The sequence below is a fragment of the Rhodococcus aerolatus genome (assembly GCF_054783215.1).
Genome location: NZ_BAAGQZ010000013.1, coordinates 166,817 through 192,028, shown reverse-complemented (window position 1 = coordinate 192,028; position 25,212 = coordinate 166,817). Strand labels below are relative to the sequence as shown.

Here is a 25,212-nt window from a genome sequence, read left to right as displayed (position 1 = left end):
CGGTCGGCCAGCGCCGCGGTGAGCGGGGCGAGCAGCGCGAGCGTGGTCGCGGCGCAGGCCGCGCGGACGACGGTGGGCAGCCTGGGGGGCACGGGTCGCTCCGGCGGGGTCTGGGGAATGGGGGCGAGCCGGACCATGGTGTCGTTTTCAGGAATGGTCGACAAGCGTCTCGACCCGAGTGGGTGATGCGTCCGACGACCGGGTGGGCACACCGCGGTTGTGCACCGTCGATGCAGGTCACTGCGGGTGACGTCGGCTCAGGCGTGGATACGTCGCACGGTGGCGGAACGGCGTCGGAGAGTGATGAGAAATGGCGGGTCGTTCGTTCGGGACACGTCCGACAATTGTCTTCGCGGTGAGCGTCGCGTCGCGTCGTGGTCCTGCCGGCGCGGCGCGGCCGTCCCCCGTCGGACACACTCGGGCCATGGGTGCACCGAGCGCGGCCGACGGGTTCGACGCGGTCGTCGTCGGCGCCGGGCAGAACGGCCTCGTGGGGGCGCTGCGGCTCGCGCTCGCCGGCCGCAAGGTGCTGCTGGTCGAGGGCGAGGACCGCGTCGGCGGCTCGCTGCGCACCGAGGAGCTGACGCTGCCGGGCTTCCACCACGACGTCGGGGCGACGGTGGTGCCCCTCGCGGTGGCGTCCCCCGCCTTCCGGGCGCTGGACCCCGACGTCACCTGGTGCCACCCGCCCACGCCCGCCGCCCACGCCCTCGAGGGCCGGGCGGCCGGGGTGCTGCACCGCTCCGTCGACGAGACCGCCCGCGGGCTCGGCCGCGACGGCGTCGCCTGGCGGGCGCTGGTCGGCTCCGCCGCCGCGGCCGGCGACCCGCTCGTCGACACCCTGCTGGCGCCGTTCGCCGGGCTCCCGCCGGGCCCGCTCGCGGCGGCGCGCTTCGGGGCCACGGGGGTCCTGCCGGCGAGCGTGCTGGGCCGGGTGTTCCGCACCGAGCAGGGCCGCGGGCTGTTCGCCGGCATGGCCGGGCACTCCGAGCTCGCGTTCACCCAGCTCGTGTCCGGGGGCTACGGCGTGTTGCTGGCCGCGCTGGCCCACTCCGTCGGCTGGCCGCTGGTGCAGGGCGGCACGGGGGTGCTCGGTGAGGTGCTCGCCGCGCGGTTGCGCGAGCTGGGCGGGGAGATCCACACCGGCACCCGTGTGCGGGACCTCGGCGAGCTGCCCCCCGCGCCGCACACCCTGCTCGACGTCTCCCCGCAGCAGCTCGTCGAGCTGGCCGGGGACCGGCTGCCCGCCGGGTACCGCCGCCGGATGCAGGCCTTCCGCCGCGGCCCCGGGGTGTTCAAGCTCGACTGGGCCCTCGACGGGCCGGTGCCGTGGCGGGACGAGGCCCTGGCCGGGGCCGGCACCGTGCACCTCGGCGGCACGCTGGAGGAGATCGCCGCCGCCGAGAACGAGGTGGCCCGCGGCGGGCACCCGGAGCGGCCGTACGTGCTCACGGTCCAGGCGAGCGTGGCCGACGCGACCCGGGCCCCGGAGGGCAAGCACACCTTCTGGGCGTACTGCCACGTGCCCAACGGCTCGACCCTGGACCAGACCGAGGCCATCGAGGCGCAGGTCGAGCGGCACGCCCCGGGCTTCCGCGACCGCGTGCTCGGCCGGCACGCGTTCAGCCCCGCGGCGCTGCAGGCCTGGAACCCCAACCTCATCGGCGGCGACCTCGGCGGCGGCGCGCAGGACCTGGTGCAGTTCCTGCGCCGCCCGGTGCTGCCGCCGCACCCGTGGCGGACCCCGATCGACGGCGTCTCGCTGTGCTCGTCCTCGATCGCCCCGGGCGGCGGCGTGCACGGCATGGGCGGCTGGACCGCGGCGGGCGACGCGCTGGCCCGGGGCTGACCCGGGCCCTGGCGCTGGGGCCGCTCAGGCCGGCGCGGGCTCCCGGGGCAGCAGGTCACCGCGGACCACCGCCCGCACCGTCGCCGCGCCCACGGCCAGCACGAGCACGACGAGCACCACCCACTGGGCCTCGGCCAGCAGCCGCAGCGACGACGCGTCGACCGCCTGGGACACCCCCGTCGTCGCGGTGACCAGCGAGCCGAACGGGAACGTGACGCTCCACCAGGACAGCCCGAACCCCAGCCCGGCGCGCAGCTCGGCCACGGTCAGGCCCACCACCACGGCCAGCACGGCCAGCGCCGTGCCCCACAGCACGAACGCGAGCAGCGTCCCCGCGCCCTGCACGGCCGGCCCCAGCCGCGGCCCCAGCACCTCCGGGGCCTGCGCGTCGGTCAGCGTGATCGCGGCGACCCCCTGGGCCAGCGCGCCGAGCACCACCCACACCCCGGGCTCGCCCTGGCCGTGGATGCCGCCCTCCCGGGTGACGCGGCCGACGACCAGCAGCGTCAGCCCCGCGGTGAGCAGCAGCACCCCGCCCGCCGCGCCGTAGGCCAGCACGACCGCGACCACCCGCGCCTGCCCCGCGGGCAGCACGCCCAGCAGCGGGATGCCGGTGGAGACCGACACCACCGGCGGGGCGGCGGCCAGCAGGACCGTCGGGCTGACCTCGCCCTGGCCGAGCACCGTGACGGGCACGAGCAGGGCCGTCACCACCCCGATCGCCGTGCCCAGCACCCACAGGACGACCGAGACCCCCTGCCACGAGAGCGCCAGCGCGCTCAGCGCCCCGCTCACGGCGAGCAGCGCGATCGGCGGGGCGCCGGCCAGCGAGCGTGACGACGGGCGGCGCACCTCCTCGGTCGCGGTCCGCGGCGCGGCCAGCCAGTGCCCGGCGCTGCCCAGGAGCAGCGCCACCAGCAGGGCTGCGGCGACGACGAGCGCGACCCAGCTGACCACCCGCACCCCGGGCAGGCCCAGCTTCGCTCCCGCGACGGCGATGACGGCCGTGCCCATGACGGCGGTGAACCAGCGCGGCTCGAGCGAGGTCAGCAGGCGGCGCACGGCGGCGAGCGTGCCAGGTGCCGCCGCGCCTCGCCTGTGAGCGGTACCTCGCCTCATGGCTGCAGAAATCACACACGGCGGCCCGACTACCCTGGGGCCGTGACGACCCCGAGCACCGACACCGTCGCCACCGCGGCCGTGACGCCCGACCAGCCGCAGCCGTTCCGCGAGCTCGGCCTCAAGGACGACGAGTACGCCCGCATCCGGGAGATCCTCGGCCGCCGGCCCACCGACGCCGAGCTGGCCATGTACTCGGTGATGTGGAGCGAGCACTGCTCCTACAAGTCCTCCAAGGTCCACCTCAAGTACTTCGGGGAGACGACGACCGACGCCATGCGGGCGCGGATGCTCGCCGGCATCGGGGAGAACGCGGGCGTGGTCGACATCGGCGACGGCTGGGCCGTGACGTTCAAGGTCGAGAGCCACAACCACCCCAGCTACGTCGAGCCGTACCAGGGCGCGGCCACCGGGGTCGGCGGCATCGTCCGCGACATCATGGCCATGGGCGCCCGCCCGGTCGCGGTCATGGACCAGCTGCGCTTCGGCGCCGCCGACGCCCCCGACACCCGCCGCGTGCTCTCCGGGATCGTCGCCGGCGTCGGGGGGTACGGGAACTCCCTGGGCCTGCCCAACGTGGGCGGCGAGCTCGTCTTCGACCCCTCCTACGCCGGCAACCCGCTGCTCAACGCGCTGTGCGCCGGGGTGATGCGGGTCGAGGACATGCACCTCGCGTTCGCCTCCGGGGCCGGCAACAAGATCATCCTGTTCGGCGCGCGGACGGGCCTCGACGGCATCGGCGGGGTCAGCGTGCTGGCCAGCGAGACGTTCGACGAGTCCGGTGGGACCGGGCGGGGGAAGCTGCCCGCGGTGCAGGTGGGGGACCCGTTCACCGAGAAGGTCCTCATCGAGTGCTGCCTGGAGCTGTACGCCGCCGGGCTCGTCGTCGGCATCCAGGACCTCGGCGGTGCGGGCCTGTCCTGCGCCACCTCCGAGCTGGCCAGCGCGGGCGACGGCGGCATGCACGTCGACCTGGACGCGGTGCCGCTGCGCGCCACGGGGATGACGCCGGCGGAGGTGCTCAGCTCGGAGTCCCAGGAGCGCATGTGCGCCGTGGTCACCCCGGAGAACGTCGACGCCTTCCTCGCCGTGTGCGCCAGGTGGGACACCCTGGCGACCGTCATCGGTGAGGTCACCGACGGCGAGCACCTCGTCATCGACTGGCACGGCGAGACCGTGGTCGACGTGCCCGCTCGCACCGTCGCCCACGAGGGCCCGGTGTACTCCCGCCCGGTCGCCCGGCCCGAGCAGCAGGACGCCCTCGTCGCCGACACCACCGCCGGCCTCGACCGGCCCGGCACCCCCGAGGAGCTGCGGGCGACGCTGCTGCGGATGGTCGGCTCGCCGCAGCTGTGCAGCCGCCGCTTCGTCACCGAGCAGTACGACCGCTACGTCCGCGGCAACACCGTGCTGGCCGAGCACGCCGACGCCGGCGTCGTCCGCGTCGACGAGGCCACCGGCCGCGGCATCGCCCTGGCCACCGACGCCTCGGGCCGCTACACCGCGCTGGACCCCTACCGGGGCGCGCAGCTCGCGCTGGCCGAGGCGTTCCGCAACGTCGCCGTCACCGGCGCCACCCCGGTGGCGGTGACCAACTGCCTGAACTTCGGCTCCCCGGAGGACCCGGGCGTGATGTGGCAGTTCAGCGAGGCCGTCCGCGGGCTGGCCGACGGCTGCGTCGAGCTCGGCATCCCCGTGACCGGGGGCAACGTCAGCTTCTACAACCAGACCGGCGCCACCCCGATCCTGCCCACCCCCGTGGTCGGGGTGCTCGGGGTGATCGACGACGTGCACCGCCGCATCCCCACCGGGTTCGGCCACGAGCCCGGCGAGACGTTGATCCTGCTCGGCGACACCCACGACGAGCTCGACGGGTCGACCTGGTCGCAGGTGGTCCACGACCACCTCGGCGGGGTGCCACCGCGGGTCGACCTGGCCCGCGAGCAGCTGCTGGCCGACATCCTGCTGGCCGGGTCCCGCGACGGGCTGCTCTCGGCCGCGCACGACCTCTCCGAGGGCGGGCTGGCCCAGGCCGTCGTCGAGGCCGCGCTGGCCGGGGAGACGGGGTGCCGGGTGCTGCTGCCCGAGGGGGCCGACCCGTTCGTCACCCTGTTCAGCGAGTCCACCGGCCGGGTGCTCGTGGCCGTGCCGCGCACCGAGGAGACCCGCTTCACCGGGATGTGCACCGCCCGCGGGCTGCCGTGGGTGCGCATCGGGGTGGTCGACGACGGCAGCGACTCCCTCGAGGTGCAGGGCCAGTTCTCGGTCACCCTGGCCGAGCTGCGGGAGACGTTCGAGGCCACCCTGCCCCGGCTGTTCGGCTCCGTCGTCGCCACCGCCGAGGCGCTCGCCGAGGGCGTGACGGCGTGACGCGGCGACGCTGCGGGCTGCGCGCCGCCGGCGCCGTGCTCGCGCTCGCCGCTCTCGCGGGGTGCTCGAGCAGCGACGCGGGCAGCACGACCACGACGACCACGGCCGGCGCAGCGAGCAGCGCGCCCAGCAGCCGGACGGTGTCCCCGGAGGCCACCACGGTCGCCGCCGGTGACCCGACGGTCCCGCTGCTGCAGGGCAACCCCGGCGACCTCGGCACGGCCCCGACGCTCACCGCCGGCACCGGCACGCCCCCGGCCGGGCTGGTCGTCTCCGACGTCGTCGAGGGCACCGGGGAGCTCGCCACGGCCAGCGCGACCGTCGACGTCCGCTACGTCGGGGCGCTGTACTCCGACGGCTCGGTCTTCGACTCCTCCTGGCGGCGCGGCACCGACCCGATCAGCTTCCCGCTCAACCGGGTGGTGCCCGGGTTCGCCGGGGGCATCGAGGGCATGAAGGTCGGCGGCCGCCGCGAGATCGTCATCCCGCCCGAGCTCGGCTACGGCCAGCGGGCCCAGCCGGGGCTGCCCGCGGGCTCGACGCTGGTGTTCGTCGTCGACCTCGTGGGCGTGCGCTGAGCGGTCCTGGCCGACCCCGCCGGGCACGGCCTGGCTAGGGTCGCGGCATGACCCAGGACACACACGGCACCCGCCCGGGAGAGACCGACCTGCCGGGGCTGGACCTCGCCGCGCTCAACGCGTTCCTGCGGGGCCAGGGGGTCGAGCTGACGGGGGAGCTCAGCGCCACCCTGCTGCAGGGCGGCCGCTCCAACCTCACCTACCGGGTGCAGGACGAGGGCACGCACGACCTGGTGGTCCGCCGGCCGCCGACGGCCGGGCTCACCCCGTCGGCGCACGACATGGCGCGGGAGTGGGCGGTGACCTCCGGGCTGCAGGGCACCGAGGTCCCCGTCGCCGGCACGGTCGCGTTCTGCGAGGACACCGCCGTGATGGGGGCCCCGTTCACCGTCGTCGAGCACCTCTCCGGCCGGGTGGTGCGGCTGTCCTCCGAGGTCGACGAGCTGACCGACGACGAGGTGCGGGCCTGCTCCGACGAGCTGGTGCGGGTGCTCGTCGCGCTGCACGCGGTGGACCAGGACGCGGTGGGCCTCGGCGGCTTCGGCAAGCCCGACGGCTACGTGCGCCGCCAGGTGGCCACCTGGAAGCGGCAGTGGGGCCACGTCCACACCCGCGAGCTGCCCGAGCTCGACCGGCTGCACGCCGCGCTGGAGTCCCGGGTGCCCGAGCACTCGGCCGCGTCGATCGTCCACGGCGACTACCGCATCGACAACACCATCCTCGCCGCCGACGACCCGGGCCGCGTGCTCGCCGTCGTCGACTGGGAGATGGCCACCCTGGGCGACCCGCTCAGCGACCTGGCCACGATGTGCGTCTACAAGCTGCCGTTCTTCAACTCCATCCACGGCAACGACACCGCCGCGACCAACGACCGCTGGCCCTCGACCGACGCGGTCGTGGAGGCCTACGCGAGCGCGTCGGGCCGCGACCTGGGGGACTGGGACTTCTACCTCGCCCTGGCGTGCTTCAAGATCGCCGTCATCGCCGAGGGGATCCTCTACCGGGCCCAGCAGGGGGCGCAGGGGGGCGGGGACGTCTCCGCGATCGCCTCGGTCGTGCCGCAGTTCGTCGACGAGGGGCTGCGCACCCTGGGCTGAGCCCGTCCCGGGACGCCCGCGCCCACTCCTGCGCGCCCCGACCGACGAGGCGGCCCCCCGCGCGGATCCGGTGGTTCCGGACGTCCCGGGGCAGCCGCGGTGCCATCCTGGGCCGGTGCTGCCCAGCCTCGACGCCGTGCGCGGCCGGGTGCTGCTGGCGCCCGTCCGGGTCCAGGTGGCGCTGCAGGCCGGGGTGGGTGCGGTCGTCCTCGTGGCCGCGACCGCGCTGGGCCTCGCGCTGCTGCCCGACCCGCGCCCGTCACCCGCCGCGCTCGGTGTCGCCGCCGTCGTCGCTGCGCTGGTCGGGGTGGCCGTCGCACCGCTCGCCGCGCCCCGGCTGCGGCGGCTGCGGCACTGCCTGCTCCCCGTGGCGGACCGGGACCCCGCCGAGGTGGCCGCGATCGCCCGGGCCGCCCGCCGGGGACCGGTGCCGGCGGACCGCGAGGCGAGGACCGTGGCGTTGCACCGGGCGGAGGAGCTGCTCGACCAGATGGGCGCGCAGCGGGGCGGCGCCGCGCTGCAGGTGGTGGGCATGTCCCTGTCGCTCACCGCGGTTCTCGTCAACGGGCACGACCGGTGGTGGGTGTGGCCGCTCGCCGCCGTGGGTGTGCTCGCGCTGGTGAGCTCCGTGCGCTCGCGCCGCCGCCAGGTCGGGCGGGTGGCCGAGCTGCGCACCGCCGTGGCCGGCGCGGCCGCGCCGTGACGGTCGTCCGCCGTCCGGGGACGTCCGCGCCCACTCCTCCGAGCCCGGACCGACGGGACGGCCCCCAGCGCGGATCCGATGGGCCGGGGCGTCCCGGGACCACCCGCGGTCAGCCCAGGAGCAGGCCCCGGACGTAGGCGGCCTGGCCGAGGTGCTGAGTGGTGTCGCCGACGACGCTGACCAGCCGCACCCCCAGGGTCACCGGCGGGTCCCAGTGCTCGTCGACGACGCGGTCGAGGTCGGCGGCGGTGAGCCCCCGGAGGTACTCGGCGGTCCGGTCGGCCACGGCCGCGTGGTAGCCGGCCAGGAGCTCGCCCGGCGCGCGCACCGTCGCCACCTCGGCGTCGCCGTGGCCGTAGCCGAAGTCCTCCACCGGCAGGTCCAGGCCGAAGCGGGAGGACCAGCCGTCGGCCGTCCACACCTGCTCGGTCCCGGCGACCCCGCTGACGTGGTCGTCCTGCACCCGCGCGGTGTGCCACACCAGCCACGCGACGCTGTTGCCCCGCCCGTCCGGCCGGGTGGCCAGCGCCTCGTCGTCCAGCCCCTCCAGCACCGTCGGCACCAGGGCCCGCACCCGCTCGAACAGCTCCGTCATCACGTCCTCGACGTCCATGGCTCCCACCGTAGGGTCGCGGCCATGGACGTGCTGCGGACGCCGGACGAGCGTTTCGACGACCTGCCGGGCTACGACTTCGCCCCGCACTGGCTCGAGGTCACCACCGAGGGGGAGGACGGCTCGCTGCGCGTGCACCACCTCGACGAGGGCCCCGCCGACGGGCCGGTCGTGCTGGCCCTGCACGGGGAGCCGACGTGGAGCTACCTGTACCGCACCGTGGTCCCCCCGCTGGTGCAGGCCGGCTGCCGGGTGGTGGTGCCCGACCTCGTCGGCTTCGGCCGCTCCGACAAGCCCGCCTCGCGCACCGCGTACACCTACGCCCGCCACGTCGACTGGGTCCGCCAGGTGCTCGAGGCCCGCGACCTGAGCGGGATCACCCTGCTCGGCCAGGACTGGGGCGGGCTGATCGGGCTGCGGCTCGTCGCCGAGCACCCGGAGCGCTTCGCCGCTGTCGTCGCCGCGAACACGGGCCTGCCCGACGGCCGTCACCGGATGTCCGACGCCTGGTACGCGTTCCGCGACTACGCCGCGACCACCCCGGAGTTCTCCGTCAGCCGCATGGTGGCCGGCGCCACCACCTCCGACGTGCCCGCCGACGTCCTCGCCGCCTACGACGCGCCCTTCCCCGACGAGGGCTACAAGGAGGGCGTGCGCGCCTTCCCCGCCCTCATCCCCACCGAGCCCGACGACCCGGGGGCCGTCGCCAACCGCGCGGCCTGGCAGCAGCTCGCCCGGTGGGACGCCCCGTTCGTCTGCGCCTACTCCGACCGCGACCCCATCACGGCGGGCGGGGACGGCCCGTTCCGCAAGCTCGTGCCCGGGGCGCAGGGCCGGGAGCACCCGGTCATCAGCGGCGCCGGGCACTTCCTGCAGGAGGACGCCGGCCCGGAGCTGGCTGCCGTCGTCGCCCGCGTCGTCGCCGAGGTGCGCGGCTAGCCTGCCTGCCCGGCGCGGCGGGCCCGCTTCGCCGCGTACATCGCCTCGTCGGCCGCCGCCCACGCCCCGGGAAACCCCGCCACCACCGAGTACGGCGCCTGCCCGATGGAGCCCGACACCCCCGCGTCGGCCAGCGCCTCGCCCAGCCGGGCCACCAGGTCCTGCGCCCGGGCCGCGTCGGCGCCCACGGCCACCACCCCGAACTCGTCGCCGCCGAGCCGGGCGAGGACGTCGCCGGGACGCACCGCCGCCGTCAGCGCCCCGGACGCGCGCTGGATGTAGCGGTCCCCCGCCGCGTGCCCCTCGGCGTCGTTGACCGCCTTGAGCCGGTCGAGGTCGAGGACGACCACGGCGGCCGGGTCGCCGAAGCGGCGGTACCGCGCCTCCTCGTCGGCGAGGAACCGGTCCCACCCCCGGCGGTTGAGCAGCCCGGTCAGCGCGTCGGTCTCCGCCTCGCCGCGCACCTGCTCCAGCTCCCGGGCCAGGGCGGTGGCGGTGGTGTCGGACTGCAGCACGGCCGAGAGCAGCAGGGACAGCAGCCGCAGCAGCGGCTCGAGGCCGGTGAGCTCCCCGGGCCGGGCGCGGGGGTCGAACCCGCACACCGTGCCGAACAGCGCGCCGTCCGGCCAGACGATCGGGGTGCCCACGTAGGCCCCCAGCGGGACCTGCCCGGCGAGGGGGACCGCGGCGTAGTCGGGGTCCGCGGCGACGTCGTCGACCACGGCGGGTCCGCCGCCGGCCACCATCACGCGGCACGGGGAGGCGGCGAACGGGATCTCCGCGCCCGCGGCCAGCCCGTAGGCCTCGTCGTCCGCCGTCAGCAGGACCTGGCGGCCGTCGACGACCCGGGTCACCGCCCACATCCCCAGCGGGGTGCCGGCCCGGAGGTAGTCGACGACCTGGCGGCACGCGGCGTCGAAGGTCCGCTCCGGCACCAGGCCGGGCGCGACCGGCGCGGCGGCCCGGGTGTCGCTCTGCGTCACCGGCCCCACAGTAGGGAACCCGACGCCGCGGCCCGCACTCACCCGCCCCGGGGTGCGCGCCCGTCCGGCACCAGCGCGTCGAGCGCGGCGAGGAAGGCCCGCGCGATGCGGGCGTGGCCGCGGTCGTTGGGGTGGAAGAAGTCCCCGGCCAGCTCGGTGCGGATCGACGTCCCCGTCGTCTCCCGCTCGACGGGGGCCAGGACGAGGCCGCCGTGCTCGGCCACCACGTCGCGCACCACCTGCGACAGCGCCGCGGCCTGCGGCACCCGGGGCCCCCACTGGAACTCCGGCACGTCCCCGACGACCGACCCCGCGGGCAGCGCCGCCACCGCGGCCCGCAGCCGCTCCCGGAACACCTCCGGCTCGGTGCGGCCCGCGTCGTTCGACCCCACGCACAGCGTCACCAGGTCGGCCGTCGCGAGGTCCGCACCGGCCGGCGGCAGCTGGTGGGCGAGGACGTCGGCGACCTTGGCCCCGTAGACGGCGCGGTTGTCGACGTCGACGTCGCGGCCCGTGCGGACGGCGAGCTCCGCGGCGAGGCGCCCGACGTAGGAGGTGGCGGGCGTGCTCGACCCGGTGCCCTGGGTCAGCGAGTCGCCCAGGACCACCAGCCGCAGGCCGCCCGGGGTGCGGTGGGCGTCCCACCAGCGGCGGCGCGGCGCGACGGACAGGCGCACCCGCAGGGCACGCACGACGAGCAGGCCGGCGCCGGCGGCGAGGAGGCGGGGGAGCACGAGGAGGTCTACGCGGCCGACCCGGTGGGGGGTTCGGGCGCGCGCCCCCGGGCGCTGACCAGCGCCGCCCAGAACGCGTCGGCGTAGCGGCGGTAGCCGCGGGGGCCGGGGTGGAAGAGGTCGCCGGAGAACTCCCGCACGCCCATGCCCGTGGTCGCCGCCTCGACCCCCACGGCCACCAGCCGCGGGTGCGCGGCCAGCACGGTGCGGGCGGTGCGGGCCAGCTCGGCCGCCTCCGCGGCGCGGTGCCCGCCCTGGAAGCTGGGCACGTCGGAGACCAGCGCGCCGTCGGGCAGCGCCGCCAGCAGCTCGGTGAGCCCCGCGGCGAACGCGGCGGGGTCGGTGGTGCCGGCGTCGTTCGCGCCGATGCACACGGTGACGAGGTCGACGGGGCCCGCGTCGAGCACCCGGCGCGCCCGCGGCAGCTGCTCGGCGAGCAGGTCGGCCAGGGTGGCGCCGCTGACGCCGAGGTTGACCACCCGCACCGTGGTCGCCCGGGCGGCGGCGAGGCGCGCGGCCACCAGCCCGACCAGGCCCTGCTCGGGATCACGGGCCCCGATGCCCGCGGTGAGCGAGTCCCCCAGGGCCAGGTAGGTCAGCTCGCCGGGCCGGGTGGCCCGGGCGCGCCAGTGCGCGGCGTGGGCGTCGGCCTGGCCCACGACCCGTTGGGCCCGTGCGGCCAGCAGGCCCGTCGAGGCGACCACGGTGACGACCGCCCGCAGCACCGCGTCCCGACCCACGGCGAGCACCCTAGGCTCGGGTCGTGGCCTCCCGCAGCACCGTCGACGCCGCCGCGGTGCGGGCAGCGGTGCTCGCCGTCGCGGGCTGGCTGGCCGACGCCGGGCAGCCCGCCCCGGCCCGCCCCGAGCTGGCCGCGGCGGTGCGGCTCTCCGCGCGGGCCCTGGCCGCCGCCGCCCCCGGGGCCAGCGTCGAGGTCCGGGTGCCGCCGTTCGTCGCCGTGCAGGCCGTGGCCGGGCCCCGCCACACCCGGGGAACCCCGCCGAACGTGGTGGAGACCGACGCCCGCACGTGGCTGCAGCTCGTCACCGGCGCCACCACGCTGGAGGCCGCGCTGGCCGCGGGGGTGCTCACCGCGTCGGGCACCCGGGCCACCGAGATCGGCCACTGGCTGCCGCTGCTGCCGCTGTAGGGGCTGTGCCCGGCCGAGCAGGTCGGTGCAGCCGGTCGTTCAGCGCAGGCCCAGGGCGGTGCCCAGGGCGACCGCGCCCCGCCCGACCTCGCCGACCCCGGCGTCGAGCACGTCGGCCAGGGTGCCGGCGAGCGCCCCGGCCGCCCCGGTGACGGCGCCGGCGGGGTCACCGTCCAGCAGGGCGGACACCCGGCCCCGCGCCGGGTCGGTCAGCAGGTCCAGCAGGGCGGCGCGCGGGTCGGCCGCCGCGGGGCTGTCGAGCAGGCCCGGGCCGGTCACCTCCGCGGGGGCGCCGCGGGTGATGGCCGAGAGGTTGGCCAGCGACGGGGAGCCCGGTGCGTAGTACCCGCTGTGGGCCGACGTCAGGCCCGCCTCGGACGGCGTCGCGAAACGGCGGGCGCCGAAGCCCGGGTCGTACACCCCGGTGCCGGGCCCCGCGGGGGAGAACCAGCGGCCCCCGCTGGCCTCGACGACCGGGTCGTGCTCGGTGGCCCCCACCCACACGTGGCCGGGCGCGACCCCGAGCCCGTCCGCCGAGGCCACGCCCGCGCCGGGGGAGCCGACGAGGACGACGTCGTCCACCGCCAGGCCCTGCGCCGCCGCGAGCCCGACGACGGTGCTGCCGTAGGAGTGCCCGAGGGCGGTGACGCGCTGCCCGGTGACCCCGGCGGCGTCGGCGGCGGCCGCCCAGCCGGCGACGTCGGCCACCAGCCGCGGCGCCCCGTCCCGCGCCCCGGCCGGGGACGTGACGTCGGGGTCGGTGAGGGAGTCGGGCGCGTCGTAGCCCAGCCAGGTGACGGTGGCGCTGCGGGTGCCGGGCGCGTCCGCGTCGAGCGCGCGCCGCAGGGCCACGGCCTGGTCGGTCAGCCCGGGGGACCCCGGGGCGTTCGAGGTGCCCGGCACGGTCACCGCGACCGTGTCGGCCACGGACGGGTCACCGAAGGAGACCGCCACCCGTCCGGGCCCGTCCGGGGAGTAGCCGAGCAGCAGCACCGGGCCGAGCGGGGGGTCCGCGGCGGCGGCCATGGCCTCGTCGAGGGTGGCCCACACCGCGCGCGCCCGGTCCCCGACGGTCCCGGCGAGCCGGGTGTCGCGGTCGAGCCGGCGCCGGTTGACCGCGTCGAGCACGGCCGGCGGCAGCCCGGGGCGCTGCGCCAGCGCGTCGAGCGCGCCCGCGTCGAGGGTGGACAGGTCGAGCGGGCCGACGCGGGCCCACCACGCGGCCACCGCGGCGGGGGACGTGCCCGCCGGCGGCACCACCACCGCGGCCAGGCCCCGGTCGTCGACGACCCGCGGCACCAGCAGCCCGGCCTGGTCACCGCCCACCCGGCCGGGGAACAGCCCGTCGAGCTCGCGGGCGACGCGCTCCAGGTCCCGGCGCAGGGTGTCGCCCACCCGCTCCAGGGCCGAGCACGCCCACCGCCCGGCCACGACCGCGACAGGCGCCCACGCCGGCCACACCACGGCGGTCGCCCACCACACGGCCAGGACGCGGTCGGCGTCGACCCGGGCGCGGTGCTGCGCCTCCAGCACGGCCGCCAGCAGCAGCACCAGGGCGCCCGCGTCGTCGGTCAGGGCGGACACCTCGGCAGCCCGGCGGGCCCGGGCGCGGCCCGCGGCGTCGGCCGCCAGCCCCGACCAGGCGGCGCCGAGGTCGCGGCCGGTGTCCTGCAGCGTCGCCGCGACCCCCGCGAGCCGGTCGCCCAGCCCGTCCGCCGCCGCGAGGCGCTCCACCCCCACCGCCGGGGTGGTCAGGGCGCGGTGGCGCAGCAGCGGCTCCAGGGTCACCGGGGCCCCGCCAACCGGTGCGCCGCGACCGTGTCGCTGCTCACGTAGTCCTGCGCGCAGCGGACGAGCCGCGCGGCGTCGTCGTCCAGCGCCGTGGCCAGCGCCGCCAGCCGGCTCCCGGCCCGGTCGGCAAGGCGGTGCACGGCGGCGCGCACGGCGTCACCCTCCGCGCCGACGTCGACGCTGGTCAGCCGGGTGCGCTCGACGAGCGTGGTGGCGTCGGCGGAGCGCGCCGCGGCGTCGCGCAGGGTGCGGGCAGCGGCGCGCAGCGCGGCGGGGGACACGGCCAGCGGGGGCGGGGTGGGGCTCACCCCGCTCCGACGTGGCACCGGCGCCACGGGTTCCGACGGGGTGCCCGCGGCGCCGTGCGGCACGGCGCCCCGCGGGCCGTAGGCTGGGCGCTGCCCACCCCAGCCCCGTGAGGGAGTGCCGCCAGGTGAACCACCCCAGCTCGTCCGACCTCCCCGACGTCGCCGAGCAGCCGGGCGCACCCGCGGCAGCCCCGCTCGACGACGGCGGCGAGCAGGCCCCCCGCGAGGAGTGCGGCGTGTTCGGCGTCTGGGCCCCGGGCGAGGACGTGGCCAAGCTCAGCTACTACGGGCTGTACGCGCTGCAGCACCGCGGCCAGGAGGCGGCGGGCATCGCCGTCGGCGACGGCGCCCAGGTGCTGGTGTTCAAGGACCTCGGCCTGGTCAGCCAGGTGTTCGACGAGCAGACCCTGGCCGCCATGAAGGGCCACATCGCCGTCGGCCACACCCGGTACTCCACGACGGGCTCGACGTCGTGGGAGAACGCGCAGCCCACCTTCCGCACCACGGCGGCGGGCAGCGGGCTGGCGCTGGGCCACAACGGCAACCTGGTCAACACCGCCGAGCTGGCCGCGCGGGTCCGCGAGATCGGCCTGCTGGCCCCCAAGATCGGCAACCGGCCGACGACCGACTCCGACCTCATCGCCGCGCTGCTGGCCCACGCCGCCGCGGACACCACCATCGAGGCGGCGGCCATGGCCCTGCTGCCCACCCTGCGCGGCGCGTTCTGCCTGGCCTTCATGGACGAGCACACCCTCTACGCGGCCCGCGACCCGCACGGCGTGCACCCGCTGGTGCTGGGCCGGCTCGACCGCGGCTGGGTGGTGGCGAGCGAGACGGCGGCGCTGGACATCGTCGGGGCGTCCTACGTCCGGGAGATCGAGCCCGGCGAGCTGCTGGCCATCGACGCCGACGGGCTGCGCTCCACCCACTTCGCCAGCGCGGAGCCCAAGGGCTGCGTCTTCGAGTACGTCTACCTCGCCCGGCCCGACTCCACGATCTCCGGCCGCTCGGTGCACGCCACCCGGGTCGAGATCGGCCGTCGGCTGGCCCGGGAGCACCCCGTCGACGCCGACCTGGTCATCCCCGTCCCCGAGTCGGGCACCCCCGCCGCGATCGGCTACGCGCAGGAGTCGGGGCTGCCCTACGGCCAGGGCCTGGTGAAGAACGCCTACGTGGGGCGGACGTTCATCCAGCCGTCGCAGACCATCCGCCAGCTCGGCATCCGGCTCAAGCTCAACCCGCTGCGCGAGGTGATCCGCGGCAAGCGGCTCGTGGTGGTGGACGACTCCATCGTCCGCGGCAACACCCAGCGGGCGCTGGTGCGGATGCTGCGCGAGGCCGGGGCGCTGGAGGTCCACGTCCGCATCGCCTCCCCGCCGGTGCGCTGGCCCTGCTTCTACGGCATCGACTTCGCCAGCCCGGCCGAGCTCATCGCCAACGGGGTGGGCACCGAGGACGGGGTGGCCGACGGGGTGCGCCGCTCGGTGGGGGCCGACTCGCTGGGCTACATCTCCCAGGACGGCATGGTCCGCGCCACCGAGCAGCCCGCGAACCGGCTGTGCTCCGCGTGCTTCACCGGCGAGTACCCGATCCCGCTGCCCGGCGAGGCGGCCATCGGCAAGAACGTGCTCGAGGGGATGCTGGAGAGCGCGGCCGACGCCGTGGCCCGCGAGGCCGCCGTGGCCGCGCGCACCTCGGCCTCCGCCGCGGCCGTCACCGCCGAGAACGACAACGTCTCCGCCCTGTCGCGGCCGTGACCCGACCGACCGCTGCCCGCGTCGCCCTGGTGACCGGGGCGTCGTCGGGCATCGGGGAGGCGACCGCCCGGGGGCTGGCCGCGGACGGCTTCGCCGTGGCGCTCGTCGCCCGCCGGGTGGACCGGCTCCGCGCGCTGCAGGAGGAGCTCGAGGCCGACGGCGGACGCGCGACCGTGGTCGAGGCCGACCTCACCGACCCCGAGCAGTGCCTGGCCGCGGTGCACACCGGGGTGGACCGCTTCGGCCGGCTCGACGTGCTGGTCAACAACGCGGGCACCTCGGTGCGCGCGCCCGTGCTCGACGCGGACTGGCGCGACTGGGACACCATGCTGCGGCTGAACACGTTGGCGCCCATGGTGTGCACCCACGCGGCGCTGCCCGCGCTGCTGGACTCGACGGGGACCGTGGTGTTCGTGTCCTCGGCGTCCGGGCGCCGCGCCGTGCCCACCGCGAGCGGGTACGTGGCCAGCAAGTTCGCCGTGACTGGGTTCGCGGAGACGCTGCGCCAGGAGGTGGCCGCGGACGGGGTGCGGGTGGCCGTGGTCGAGCCCGGCTTCGTCGACACGCCGCTGGCCGCCGGGGTGTCGCACCCCGACCTGGTGCCGCTCGACGCCGAGGACGTGGCCGACGCCGTGCGCTACGTCGTCGCCCAGCCCGCGCACGTCGCGGTGAACGAGGTCCTGCTGCGCCCGGCCCGCCAGACCAGCTGACCCCCACCCCCCGACCGCACACTGCCCGCAGTGTGGCCGGCCCCAGGTGGGATCGTCCGCACACTGCCCGCAGTGTGGCCGGCCCCAGGTGGGATCGTCCGCACACTGCCCGCAGTGTGGCCGGCCGCAGGCGGGAACGACCGCACACTGCCCGCAGTGTGCGGTGCGTCAGGGGGTGGGGGGTGCGGCGGGCTGCAGGGCGGCCCAGACGCGGTCGCGGCGCAGCGGCAGGGCCGCCACCCGCACGCCCGTCGCGTCGCGCACCGCGTTGGCCAGCGCCGGGGCCACGGGGTTGTAGGGCGCCTCGCTCATCGACTTCGCACCGAACGGCCCCAGCGGGTCGTGCGTGTCGGCGACGAGCACCTCCGTCACGGGCACGTCGACGAGCTGCGGCACGTGGTAGCTGCGCAGCACGTCGGTGACCACCCGGCCCGCGTCGTCGAGCACCAGCTCCTCGTGCAGCGCACCGCCCAGGGCCTGGGCCACCCCACCCTCGACCTGCCCGCGCAGCTGCTCGGGGTTGAGCACCCGGCCGGCGTCGACGGCCTGCACCGAGCGCAGCACCCGCACCTCGCCGGTGCCGGTGTCCACCGCGACCCGGAACGCCTGGACGTTGAACGCGAGCGACCGCGGTGTCCCCTCGTGCCCGCCCGTGCCGACGAGCGCTCCCGCGCCGGCGATCTCGGCCAGCGACACCGAGCCCGCGGGTCCGTGCGCCCCTGCACCGTCCAGGGTGGACACCGGGGACCCCAGCAGCGCCGAGGCCCGCTCGAGCACCCGTGCGCGCAGGTCGAGCGCCGCCGCGTGCACCGCCCGCCCCGCCACCACCGTGCCCGCCGACCCGTACGCCCCGGTGTCGCGCTCGACCGCGTCGGTGTCGGACTGGTGCAGGCCCACCGCGGCCGGGGCCACCCCCAGCACCTCGGCGACCAGCTGCGTGTGCACGGTGGTGGTGCCGTTGCCGAACTCGGCGGTGCCCACCGCGAGCCGGTAGCGGCCGTCGGCGCCGAGGGTGACGGTCGCGTCGGCGACGTGCCCGCGCGGGGGCAGCGTCGCGATCATGGCCAGCGCCATCCCCTCGCCGACCCGCCACTGCGGACCGTCGGGCACGGGCAGCCCCCCGGGGCCGGCGAGGGCGTCACGGGTGAGGTCCAGGCACTGGTCGAGGCCGTAGCTGGCCAGCGACAGGTCGCCCTGGTCCGCGGACTCGGCGGTCAGCGCGTCCCCGGGCCGGACCACGTTGCGCGCCCGCAGCTCCCACGGGTCCAGGCCCAGCTCCCGGGCCAGCTCGTCCATCGCGGTCTCGATGCCGTGGCCGACCTGCCCGAGGCCGTACCCGCGGAACGCCCCCGACGGGACCGTGTTGGTGTAGACGGCCTCGGCGTCGATGCGCTTGCTCGGGCACCGGTAGACCATGAGGGACTCGGCGCAGCCGTGGTGCAGGACGCCGGGGGTGTGGTTGCCGTAGGCGCCCGCGTCGGCGAGGACGTCGAGCGCCATGCCGGTGAGCGTGCCGTCGGCGGTCGCGGCCAGGGTGACCCCGACCGACATGGGGTGCCGGCACGGGGCGGCGGTGAACTGCTCGGTGCGGGTGAGCTCGAGCTGCACCGGCCGGCGCAGGCGCAGCACGGCCACCGCGACGAGGTCCTCGACGAGCATCTCCTGCTTCGCGCCGAACCCGCCGCCGACCCGGGCGGCGAGCACCCGCACCCGCTCGCGGGGCAGCCCGGTGAGGTGGGCGACCTCGTCGCGCACCAGGAACGGCACCTGCGTGCTGGTCCGCAGCACGAGCCGGCCGTCGTCGTCGAGCCACCCGACGCAGGCGTGGGTCTCCAGGTGCACGTGCTGCAGCCGGGGGGTGGACACCCGGGTGCGCACCACGACGTCCGCGGCGGCGACCGCGGCGTCGACGTCGCCGAGGTGGGTGTGGATGGCGGCGACGACGTTGCGCCCGGCGTCGGCGATCCGGGAGTCGGACCCCTTGTCGCCGTGCAGCAGCGGCGCCCCGGGGGCCCGCGCGGCCTCGGGGTCGAGGACGTGGGGCAGCACCGCGTAGTCGACGGCCAGGGCGCGGACGCCGGCGGCCGCGGCGGCGGGCGACTCGGCCACCACCAGGGCGACACGCTGGCCGTGGTGGCGCACCACGTCGTCGAGCACCCGGGTGTCGTCGGGGTCGTCGGCGCGCGCGTGGTGCCGCGCGGTGGAGAACAGCACGTCGGGCACGTCGGCCGCGGTGAGCACGTCGACGACGCCGGGCACGGCCAGCGCGGCCGCGGTGCCCACCGAGCGGACCCGGGCGTGGGCGTGTGGGGAGCGCAGCACCGCCGCGTGCAGCAGGCCGGGCACGGTCACGTCGAGGGTGTAGGGCTCGCGGCCGGTGACGACCCGCTCCGCGGCCGGCGGGACCGCCGAGGTGCCGACCCCGGCCGCGTCGGCCTTGGTGTTGGCCACCCCATGCACGGCGTCGACGACCGCGCGGTACCCGGTGCAGCGGCACAGGTTCCCCTTGAGCGCCCGGGGCAGGTCCGCGGTCTGCTCCGGGGTGAGCGCCGCGGTGGTGACGACCATGCCCGCGGTGCAGAACCCGCACTGGAAGCCGCCCGCCTCGACGAAGCGCCGGGCCACGGGGTGCAGCTCGCCGGTGGGGGCGAGGCCCGCGGCGGTGGTCACCTCCCGGCCGGCGGCCCGGTGCGCGGGGTAGACGCAGGAGTGCGCGGCGCGGCCGTCGACGAGCACGGTGCAGGCCCCGCAGTCCCCGGCGTCGCAGCCCTTCTTCACCGCGTGGTGGCCGTGCTCGCGCAGCAGCGTGCGCAGGCACTGCCCCGGCCGCGGCACCGCCGTCAGCGCGGTGCCGTCGACCCGGACGGCGTCCCCGGGGGTCTCGCCGCTCACGCGAGCTCCGCCCGGACCTGCTCGGCCAGCAGGCCCGTCACGTGCGCGCGCCAGCCCGGGTCACCGTGGACGTCGTCGAACCACGGGCCCAGCCCGGCCACGGCCCCCGCCAGCGCGGCGGCGTCCGGCAGCGCCGGGAAGCGCAGCACCCGCGGGGCGGGGGTGGACGCGGTGACGGTGACGACGAGGCCCCCGCCGGGCTCGCGCCGGCCCACGACCACGGCCCCCGAGCGGCCCAGCTCGGCCAGCGAGGCCTGCCGGAACGCGGTGCGGCACCGCAGGACCGGCGCCGGGACCCGGAACCGGCGGAGCACCTCCCCGGGGCTGAGGGTGGTGCGGCGGTCCCCGACGACGAGCCCGGGCACGGTGGTGGTGCGCTGCGCCCCAGCGGGGCCCCACACCTCGACCTCGGCCTCCCAGGCCGTGAGCAGGGCGGTCATCGGGCCCGCGGGCAGCGCCAGGGCGACGTTGCCACCCACGGTGGCCTCGCCCCACACCTTCCAGGAGCCGAGCAGCGCGTCGCAGCACCGGCGGGCCAGCCCGAGACCGGTCCAGCCGGGCACCGGGGGCAGCGCGGCCAGCTCGGCCAGGGTGCAGGTGGCGCCGACCTCGAGCCCGTCGTCGCTGACGCGCAGCGGCTCCCAGCCCAGGCCGGCCAGGTCGACCAGGCCGGTGAGGTGGTCCTGCGGCTCGGAGTACAGCCACGTCCCCCCGGCGAGCGGCGCCACGGCGGGGCCGAGGGCGTCGAGGTCGGCGCGGGTCCGGGCGACGACCAGCGAGGTCACCGTCGTGAGGTCCACCGCGACCTCACGCCTGCCCGGCGTGGTCGTCCCAGGCCGGTCCCGCGTCGGGGGCGTCGGCGCGGGCGACGGTGGCGTGGATGAGGCCGTAGGGCCGGTCGTCGGCGTGGAACACCTCGCCGGCGTTCTCGACGCCGAAGGGGGCCAGGTCGTAGCGGAAGTGGTGCTTGTTCGGCGCGGCCAGGCGCACCTCGGCGATCTCCGGGTGGGCCTCGAGCACGGCCGTGGCCATGGCGAACAGCGTCTGCTGCAACGCCTTCGACTGCAGCGTGGCGAACGTCGCGCACATGAGGGCCTTGACCGAGGCGTAGGTGGTCTCCCAGTCGGTGCCCTCGACGACCCCGTCGGTGAACCGCCAGCGGGCGTCCAGCGAGGTGGCCATGACGCGGTCGTCGGTCTCCTCGAGCACGGTGTAGGAGTCGCGCAGGAAGCCGTGGAACTCCGAGCCGGTGGACTTGAGGATGACCAGGCCCGTGAACCCGCCGACCACCCACACCTGCTGGGCGTCGCCCGTGCCCCGCACGGTCGTCGCCGCGAGCCGGGTCTCCTGGCCGCGCCGCACCCAGGTGTGGTCGTGGCCCGTCCCGTCGACCTGCACCCGGTCCCAGGCGTCCTCGCGCACCTCGACGCGGGCCTCGGCCACCGGCGCGACGTCGTCGACGAAGTGCCGGGCCAGGGCCAGGCCGTAGTCCTCGACGGACCCGATGCCCTTCTCCTTGGCGAAGGCGTAGACGGTCTGCTTCTGGGTGTCGGTGGGCAGCACGGCCGACTGGTCGCCGGTGAGGTAGGCGTCGGCGAAGTCGCCGCGCAGCCCGGTGGAGACGGTGACGTCGCGGATCTCGTGGCGCGGGGTGTCCCGGACGATGCGCACCACGTGGTTCTCGGCCTTGCCGTACTGGTGCCCGGTGAGCGTGATGGCACCGGTCAGGGGGGTCGGGGTCACGTGCTCAGCTCCCGCGGTAGGTGGAGTAGGCGAAGGGGGACAGCAGCAGCGGCACGTGCAGGTGCCCGCCGGCGTCGGCGACGGTGAACGCCAGCACCACCTCGGGCCAGAAGGCGGGGGTGCCGGCGGCGGCGAAGAACGCCCCGGTGTCGAAGCGCAGCCGGTAGGTCCCCGGCTCGAGCGGGTCGTCCACCACGGCCGTGACGCGGCCGTCGTCGTCGGTCACCCCGGTGCCGCGCACCGCCCCGGCGAGGTCGGTCAGCTCGACGGCCACCCCGCGGGCCGGGGTGCCGGTGGCGGCGTCGAGGACGTGGGTGCTCACCCCGCCCACGTGAGCTCCTCCCAGTCCACGGGCTCGAGCAGGCGGGTGAGCCGGGCGCGGTTGATCAGGCCCAGCTGCTCGCGCAGCACCGTGCGCTCGGTGGCGGCGTCGTGCGTCAGGCGCTCGTCGAGGACGGCCAGCAGCTCCGCGGCCGGGCGGCCGTCGGCGTGGACCAGGTAGACGTGGCCGAAGCGGGCCTCGTAGGCGGCGTTGCCCGCGGCCAGCCGGGCCAGCACCTCCGGGTCCGCCCCGTCCACCCCGGACTGCTCGCGCCGCGACGAGGCGTGGGCGGTGCGCTCCCCGATGCGGGGGTGCCCGGCGAGGGCCTCGGCCAGCTCACCGTCGCCGAGGTCGGCCAGGGCGGTGTCCGCGGCCTCGAGCACGGCCGCCACGCTCGGGTAGGGGCGCCCGCCGGCGACGCGCCGCGCCCAGAAGCAGGACGAGCAGCACTCGTAGAGCGCGTGGGTGGCCTGCAGGTCCGAGAGCCGGTGGAACGCCTCGAGCCCGATGCCCTCGCGTGTGGGCACGTGTCCCCCGATCGTCGTGGGCGGTCCCGCGACTGTAGCGACCGACCGGGGCCCGGCGGAGGCCGCGCGGGGGTCGTCACGGCCCGCCCGGCGCACCGTGACCGGGGCGGAACCCGGCGGTCACCGGGCCGCAACACGCGGGCCCGCTCAGCCGTGGGTCCGGCGCACCCGCAGGCCCTCGACCAGGGCGGTGAGCGCCAGCTCGACCGCGTCGTGGTCCACGGCGGCGGCGTGGTCGGCCAACCGGTGGGCGTCGCCCAGGTGCGGGTAGGCGTCGCCGTAGAGGCCCGGGTCGCGGCTGAACCCGGCGGCGACCGAGCCCGAGGCCGCCCCGAGCACCAGGAACTTCACCGCCGCCGCGATCTCCGTCGCCTCGCGCGGGCTCCAGCCGGCCGCGACGAGCCCGCCGTGGACGGTGTCGACCCGGCGCAGCGCGGCGGGCGAGGCGCCGGGGGAGCGGACGAACAGCGGCGCGAGGCCGGGGTGGCTGCGCAGCGCCTCGTGGTACGTCCGGCCCCAGCGCAGCAGGGCCACGTCCCAGGCCCGGTCGGCGAACCAGCTCGCGTCGGCCCCGGCGCCGACCCGGTCGACCAGCGCGTCGAGCAGCTCGGCCTTGCCCGCGACGTGGTGGTAGAGCGAGGGCGCGGCCACCCCGAGCTCGCCGGCCAACCGGCGCATGGAGAGCGCATCCAGGCCCTCGGCGTCGACCAGGCGCAGCGCGGCCGAGAGGATGACGTCCCCGTCGATCGTCCCCGCCGTGGTCATCCCCCGAGCCTAGCCTAACGGTGTTAGCCTGGGCGGGACGCGGCACGAGGACGTGCCCGGGACCAGAGCTGAGGAGGTGCGGCGTGGACCTCACGCTGTCCGAGGAGCACCAGATGCTGCGGGAGTCCGCGGCAGCCTTCATCGACAAGGAGGTCGTGCCGCACGCACCCGCCTGGGACCACGCCCAGGAGGTCGACCGCGACATCGTCCGCAAGCTCGGCGACGCCGGCCTGCTCGGCCTCGGCGTGCCGGAGGAGATGGGCGGCTCCGGCGGCGACATGCTCGCCTACGCCCTGGCCATCGAGGAGCTCGGCCGCGGCGACCAGGCCATCCGCGGCATCGTCAGCGTCTCCCTCGGCCTGGTGGCGAAGTCGATCGTCAAGTACGGCACCCCGGCGCAGCAGGAGCGGTGGCTGCCCGGGCTGTGCTCCGGCGAGCAGCTGGCCTGCTTCGGCCTGACCGAGCCCGGCACCGGCTCCGACGCCGGCGCGCTGACCACGAAGGCGGTGCGCGACGGCGACACCTACCGCATCACCGGCTCCAAGCAGTTCATCACCAACGGCAACTGGGCGGACGTGGCGCTGGTCATGGCCCGCACCGGCGGCGAGGGCGCCCGCGGCGTCAGCGCCTTCCTCGTGCCCACCGACTCCGAGGGCTTCTCGACGACGAAGATCGGCGACAAGCTCGGCCTGCGCGGCCAGGACACCGCGGCGCTGCACCTCGACGACGTCGTCGTCCCGGCCGACGCCATGCTCGGCGAGGAGGGTCGCGGGTTCACCGTGGCCATGACCGCCCTGGACCGCGGCCGCACCTCGATCGCCGCCGCGGCCGTCGGCCTGGCCACCGCGTGCCTCGACGCCGCGCTCGCCTACGCCCAGGACCGCTCGCAGTTCGGCCGCAAGGTCGCCAGCTTCCAGCTCGTCCAGCAGCTCCTCGTCGAGACGCAGGTGGAGCGCGACGCCGCCCGCATGCTGGTGTGGCGGGCCTGCGACCTGGCCGACCACGACCAGCCGTTCCGCACCGAGGCCTCCGCGGCCAAGTACTACGCGGCCGAGATGAGCGTGCGGGCCGCCAACCGCTGCCTGCAGGTCTACGGCGGCTACGGCTTCACCGAGGAGTACCCGCTGGCGAAGTACCTGCGTGACGCCCGCGTGCTGACCCTCTACGAGGGCACCACCCAGGTGCAGACGCTGCTGCTGGGCCGCGCGCTCACCGGCGTCTCGGCGTTCGCGTGAGCGCGGGGCAGCCGCTGGCCGTCGCCGACTTCCAGGTCGACGACGTCCCGGACCAGACCGGGCGCACGGTCGTCGTCACCGGGGCCAACAGCGGGCTCGGGCTGCAGACCTCGCTCGTCCTCGCCTCCCGCGGGGCCCGGGTGCTCATGGCCTGCCGCAACCCGGACAAGGCCGCCACCGCGCTGGCGCAGGTGGCGCAGCGGGCGAGCGGCCCGGCCCCGGAGACGGTGAGCCTGGACCTGGCGGACCTGTCCTCGGTGCGCGCCGCGGGCGAGCAGGTGGCCGGGCTCACCGACCACGTCGACGTGCTCGTCAACAACGCCGGCGTGATGGCGGTGCCGAAGCGGCGCACCGCCGACGGCTTCGAGATGCAGCTGGGCACCAACCACCTGGGCCACGCCCTGCTCGTCGACCGGCTGCTGCCGCTGCTGCTCGCCGCCGACGCACCCCGCGTGGTCGTGGAGAGCTCGATCGCCCACCGGCAGGGCACCATCCACCTCGGGGACCTCAACTACGAGCGCCGCCGCTACTTCCGCTGGGGCGCCTACGGGCAGTCCAAGCTGGCGAACCTGCTGTTCAGCGCCGAGCTCGCGCGCCGGGCGGCGGGGACGTCGCTGCTGGTGGCGGCCGCGCACCCCGGGGTGGCGGCGACCAACCTGACCGACAACGTGGTCCCGCCCGTGCCGGGGCTGCGCCGCGTGGTGCGGTCCGCGGTCGGCGTGGTGCTCAACAGCGACTCCGGTGGGGCGCTGAGCCAGCTCTACGCGGCGACCATGCCCGACGTGGCCCCGGACGACTACCTCGGGCCGTCGGGGATCGGGGAGGCCAGCGGGGCCGTCGCCCGCGTCGGCCGCACCGCCGCGGCCTCGGACCCGACGCTGGCCGCCGAGCTGTGGGACCGCACGGCCGAGCTGACCGGCGCCACGTTCGACGCCCTGGGCTGAGCCGTCCGGGGGGCGGTCCCGGCGGCTGCCGGTGACCGCCGCCGGGGGGCCGGGCCGGTAGGTTGGCCCGGCACGCCCGCGTG

Annotated in this window: 24 protein-coding genes; 11 read left to right on the top strand and 13 right to left on the bottom strand. The window is 76.9% G+C overall.

Annotation, left to right across the window (positions count from 1 at the left end; genetic code table 11):
- Window positions 1-424 precede the first annotated feature (424 nt).
- On the top strand, window positions 425-1,849 hold the full coding sequence (locus ACYVOF_RS06875) for a phytoene desaturase family protein (protein WP_460865006.1): 1,425 nt from the start codon (window positions 425-427) through the stop codon (window positions 1,847-1,849).
- A gap of 24 nt (window positions 1,850-1,873) precedes the next feature.
- On the opposite strand, the gene ACYVOF_RS06870 is transcribed toward ACYVOF_RS06875, so the two are convergent.
- The gene (locus tag ACYVOF_RS06870) at window positions 1,874-2,911 is read right to left on the bottom strand and encodes an SLAC1 family transporter (RefSeq protein WP_460865004.1); all 1,038 of its coding nucleotides are present in this window, start codon (window positions 2,909-2,911) and stop codon (window positions 1,874-1,876) included.
- A gap of 99 nt (window positions 2,912-3,010) precedes the next feature.
- On the opposite strand from ACYVOF_RS06870, the gene purL reads away from it, so the two are divergent.
- The 4 genes from purL (at window position 3,011) to ACYVOF_RS06850 (ending at window position 7,716) form a co-directional block, all read left to right on the top strand.
- Window positions 3,011-5,338, top strand: coding sequence for a phosphoribosylformylglycinamidine synthase subunit PurL (gene purL / locus ACYVOF_RS06865; protein ID WP_460865003.1), 2,328 nt, complete (start codon window positions 3,011-3,013; stop codon window positions 5,336-5,338).
- Complete coding sequence (locus ACYVOF_RS06860) at window positions 5,335-5,916, top strand: FKBP-type peptidyl-prolyl cis-trans isomerase (RefSeq protein WP_460865001.1); 582 nt, start codon at window positions 5,335-5,337, stop codon at window positions 5,914-5,916. Before purL ends, ACYVOF_RS06860 begins: the two co-directional genes overlap by 4 nt.
- Before the next feature lie 47 nt (window positions 5,917-5,963).
- Entirely contained in the window at window positions 5,964-7,013 is a 1,050-nt protein-coding gene (locus tag ACYVOF_RS06855; RefSeq protein ID WP_460864999.1) for a phosphotransferase family protein, read from the top strand.
- A 115-nt stretch (window positions 7,014-7,128) separates the two neighbouring features.
- On the top strand, window positions 7,129-7,716 hold the full coding sequence (locus ACYVOF_RS06850) for a hypothetical protein (RefSeq protein WP_460864997.1): 588 nt from the start codon (window positions 7,129-7,131) through the stop codon (window positions 7,714-7,716).
- A 109-nt stretch (window positions 7,717-7,825) separates the two neighbouring features.
- On the opposite strand, the gene ACYVOF_RS06845 is transcribed toward ACYVOF_RS06850, so the two are convergent.
- Window positions 7,826-8,329, bottom strand: coding sequence for a mycothiol transferase (locus ACYVOF_RS06845; RefSeq protein ID WP_460864995.1), 504 nt, complete (start codon window positions 8,327-8,329; stop codon window positions 7,826-7,828).
- Between the two features lie 24 nt (window positions 8,330-8,353).
- On the opposite strand from ACYVOF_RS06845, the gene ACYVOF_RS06840 reads away from it, so the two are divergent.
- On the top strand, window positions 8,354-9,268 hold the full coding sequence (locus tag ACYVOF_RS06840; protein ID WP_460864994.1) for a haloalkane dehalogenase: 915 nt from the start codon (window positions 8,354-8,356) through the stop codon (window positions 9,266-9,268).
- On the opposite strand, the gene ACYVOF_RS06835 is transcribed toward ACYVOF_RS06840, so the two are convergent.
- Genes ACYVOF_RS06835 through ACYVOF_RS06825 form a run of 3 tightly spaced genes read right to left on the bottom strand, consistent with a single transcriptional unit; the run spans window position 9,265 to window position 11,725 of the window.
- A complete protein-coding gene (locus ACYVOF_RS06835) occupies window positions 9,265-10,251 on the bottom strand; it encodes a sensor domain-containing diguanylate cyclase (RefSeq protein WP_460864992.1) in 987 nt (328 codons plus the stop codon). The genes ACYVOF_RS06840 and ACYVOF_RS06835 overlap by 4 nt on opposite strands.
- 38 nt (window positions 10,252-10,289) lie before the next feature.
- A complete protein-coding gene (locus ACYVOF_RS06830; protein WP_460864990.1) occupies window positions 10,290-10,985 on the bottom strand; it encodes an SGNH/GDSL hydrolase family protein in 696 nt (231 codons plus the stop codon).
- A gap of 8 nt (window positions 10,986-10,993) precedes the next feature.
- A complete protein-coding gene (locus tag ACYVOF_RS06825; protein WP_460864988.1) occupies window positions 10,994-11,725 on the bottom strand; it encodes an SGNH/GDSL hydrolase family protein in 732 nt (243 codons plus the stop codon).
- Window positions 11,726-11,748: 23 nt separating this feature from the next.
- Here ACYVOF_RS06825 and ACYVOF_RS06820 point away from each other — a divergent pair, with 23 nt between their 5' ends.
- On the top strand, window positions 11,749-12,135 hold the full coding sequence (locus ACYVOF_RS06820; protein ID WP_460864986.1) for a sterol carrier family protein: 387 nt from the start codon (window positions 11,749-11,751) through the stop codon (window positions 12,133-12,135).
- Between the two features lie 39 nt (window positions 12,136-12,174).
- Here the strand turns inward: ACYVOF_RS06820 and ACYVOF_RS06815 are convergent, their stop codons facing one another.
- Both ACYVOF_RS06815 and ACYVOF_RS06810 read right to left on the bottom strand, forming a co-directional pair.
- Window positions 12,175-13,923: an alpha/beta hydrolase gene (locus tag ACYVOF_RS06815; protein WP_460864984.1), complete on the bottom strand. Its 1,749-nt coding sequence runs from the start codon at window positions 13,921-13,923 to the stop codon at window positions 12,175-12,177.
- Window positions 13,920-14,234 carry a hypothetical protein gene (locus ACYVOF_RS06810; RefSeq protein ID WP_460864983.1) on the bottom strand — a complete coding sequence of 105 codons (315 nt, stop codon included), beginning with the start codon at window positions 14,232-14,234 and terminating at the stop codon, window positions 13,920-13,922. The genes ACYVOF_RS06815 and ACYVOF_RS06810 overlap by 4 nt, the downstream gene beginning before the upstream one ends.
- 236 nt (window positions 14,235-14,470) lie before the next feature.
- On the opposite strand from ACYVOF_RS06810, the gene purF reads away from it, so the two are divergent.
- The gene (purF, locus tag ACYVOF_RS06805; RefSeq protein ID WP_460865021.1) at window positions 14,471-15,991 is read left to right on the top strand and encodes an amidophosphoribosyltransferase; all 1,521 of its coding nucleotides are present in this window, start codon (window positions 14,471-14,473) and stop codon (window positions 15,989-15,991) included.
- A complete protein-coding gene (locus ACYVOF_RS06800; protein WP_460864981.1) occupies window positions 15,988-16,701 on the top strand; it encodes an SDR family oxidoreductase in 714 nt (237 codons plus the stop codon). Before purF ends, ACYVOF_RS06800 begins: the two co-directional genes overlap by 4 nt.
- Window positions 16,702-16,869: 168 nt before the next feature.
- Here ACYVOF_RS06800 and ACYVOF_RS06795 read toward each other — a convergent pair whose 3' ends face one another.
- From ACYVOF_RS06795 to ACYVOF_RS06770, 6 genes are all read right to left on the bottom strand, one after another.
- Window positions 16,870-19,593, bottom strand: coding sequence for a molybdopterin-dependent oxidoreductase (locus ACYVOF_RS06795; RefSeq protein ID WP_460864979.1), 2,724 nt, complete (start codon window positions 19,591-19,593; stop codon window positions 16,870-16,872).
- Window positions 19,590-20,393 carry an FAD binding domain-containing protein gene (locus ACYVOF_RS06790; protein ID WP_460864978.1) on the bottom strand — a complete coding sequence of 268 codons (804 nt, stop codon included), beginning with the start codon at window positions 20,391-20,393 and terminating at the stop codon, window positions 19,590-19,592. Before ACYVOF_RS06790 ends, ACYVOF_RS06795 begins: the two co-directional genes overlap by 4 nt.
- A 7-nt stretch (window positions 20,394-20,400) precedes the next feature.
- Entirely contained in the window at window positions 20,401-21,336 is a 936-nt protein-coding gene (pucL, locus tag ACYVOF_RS06785) for a factor-independent urate hydroxylase (RefSeq protein WP_460864976.1), read from the bottom strand.
- A gap of 4 nt (window positions 21,337-21,340) precedes the next feature.
- On the bottom strand, window positions 21,341-21,667 hold the full coding sequence (uraH, locus tag ACYVOF_RS06780) for a hydroxyisourate hydrolase (protein ID WP_460864975.1): 327 nt from the start codon (window positions 21,665-21,667) through the stop codon (window positions 21,341-21,343).
- Window positions 21,655-22,185, bottom strand: coding sequence for a 2-oxo-4-hydroxy-4-carboxy-5-ureidoimidazoline decarboxylase (gene uraD, locus ACYVOF_RS06775; RefSeq protein ID WP_460864974.1), 531 nt, complete (start codon window positions 22,183-22,185; stop codon window positions 21,655-21,657). The genes uraH and uraD overlap by 13 nt, the downstream gene beginning before the upstream one ends.
- A gap of 147 nt (window positions 22,186-22,332) precedes the next feature.
- On the bottom strand, window positions 22,333-22,950 hold the full coding sequence (locus ACYVOF_RS06770; protein ID WP_460864972.1) for a TetR/AcrR family transcriptional regulator: 618 nt from the start codon (window positions 22,948-22,950) through the stop codon (window positions 22,333-22,335).
- 83 nt (window positions 22,951-23,033) lie between these two features.
- Between ACYVOF_RS06770 and ACYVOF_RS06765 the strand changes: the two genes are divergently transcribed.
- Window positions 23,034-24,185 (top strand): acyl-CoA dehydrogenase family protein, encoded by a 1,152-nt coding sequence (locus ACYVOF_RS06765; RefSeq protein ID WP_460864969.1) that lies wholly within the window; start codon window positions 23,034-23,036, stop codon window positions 24,183-24,185.
- Window positions 24,182-25,129, top strand: a complete 948-nt coding sequence (locus ACYVOF_RS06760) for an oxidoreductase (protein WP_460864968.1) — start codon at window positions 24,182-24,184, stop codon at window positions 25,127-25,129. Before ACYVOF_RS06765 ends, ACYVOF_RS06760 begins: the two co-directional genes overlap by 4 nt.
- Window positions 25,130-25,212: the final 83 nt, after the last annotated feature.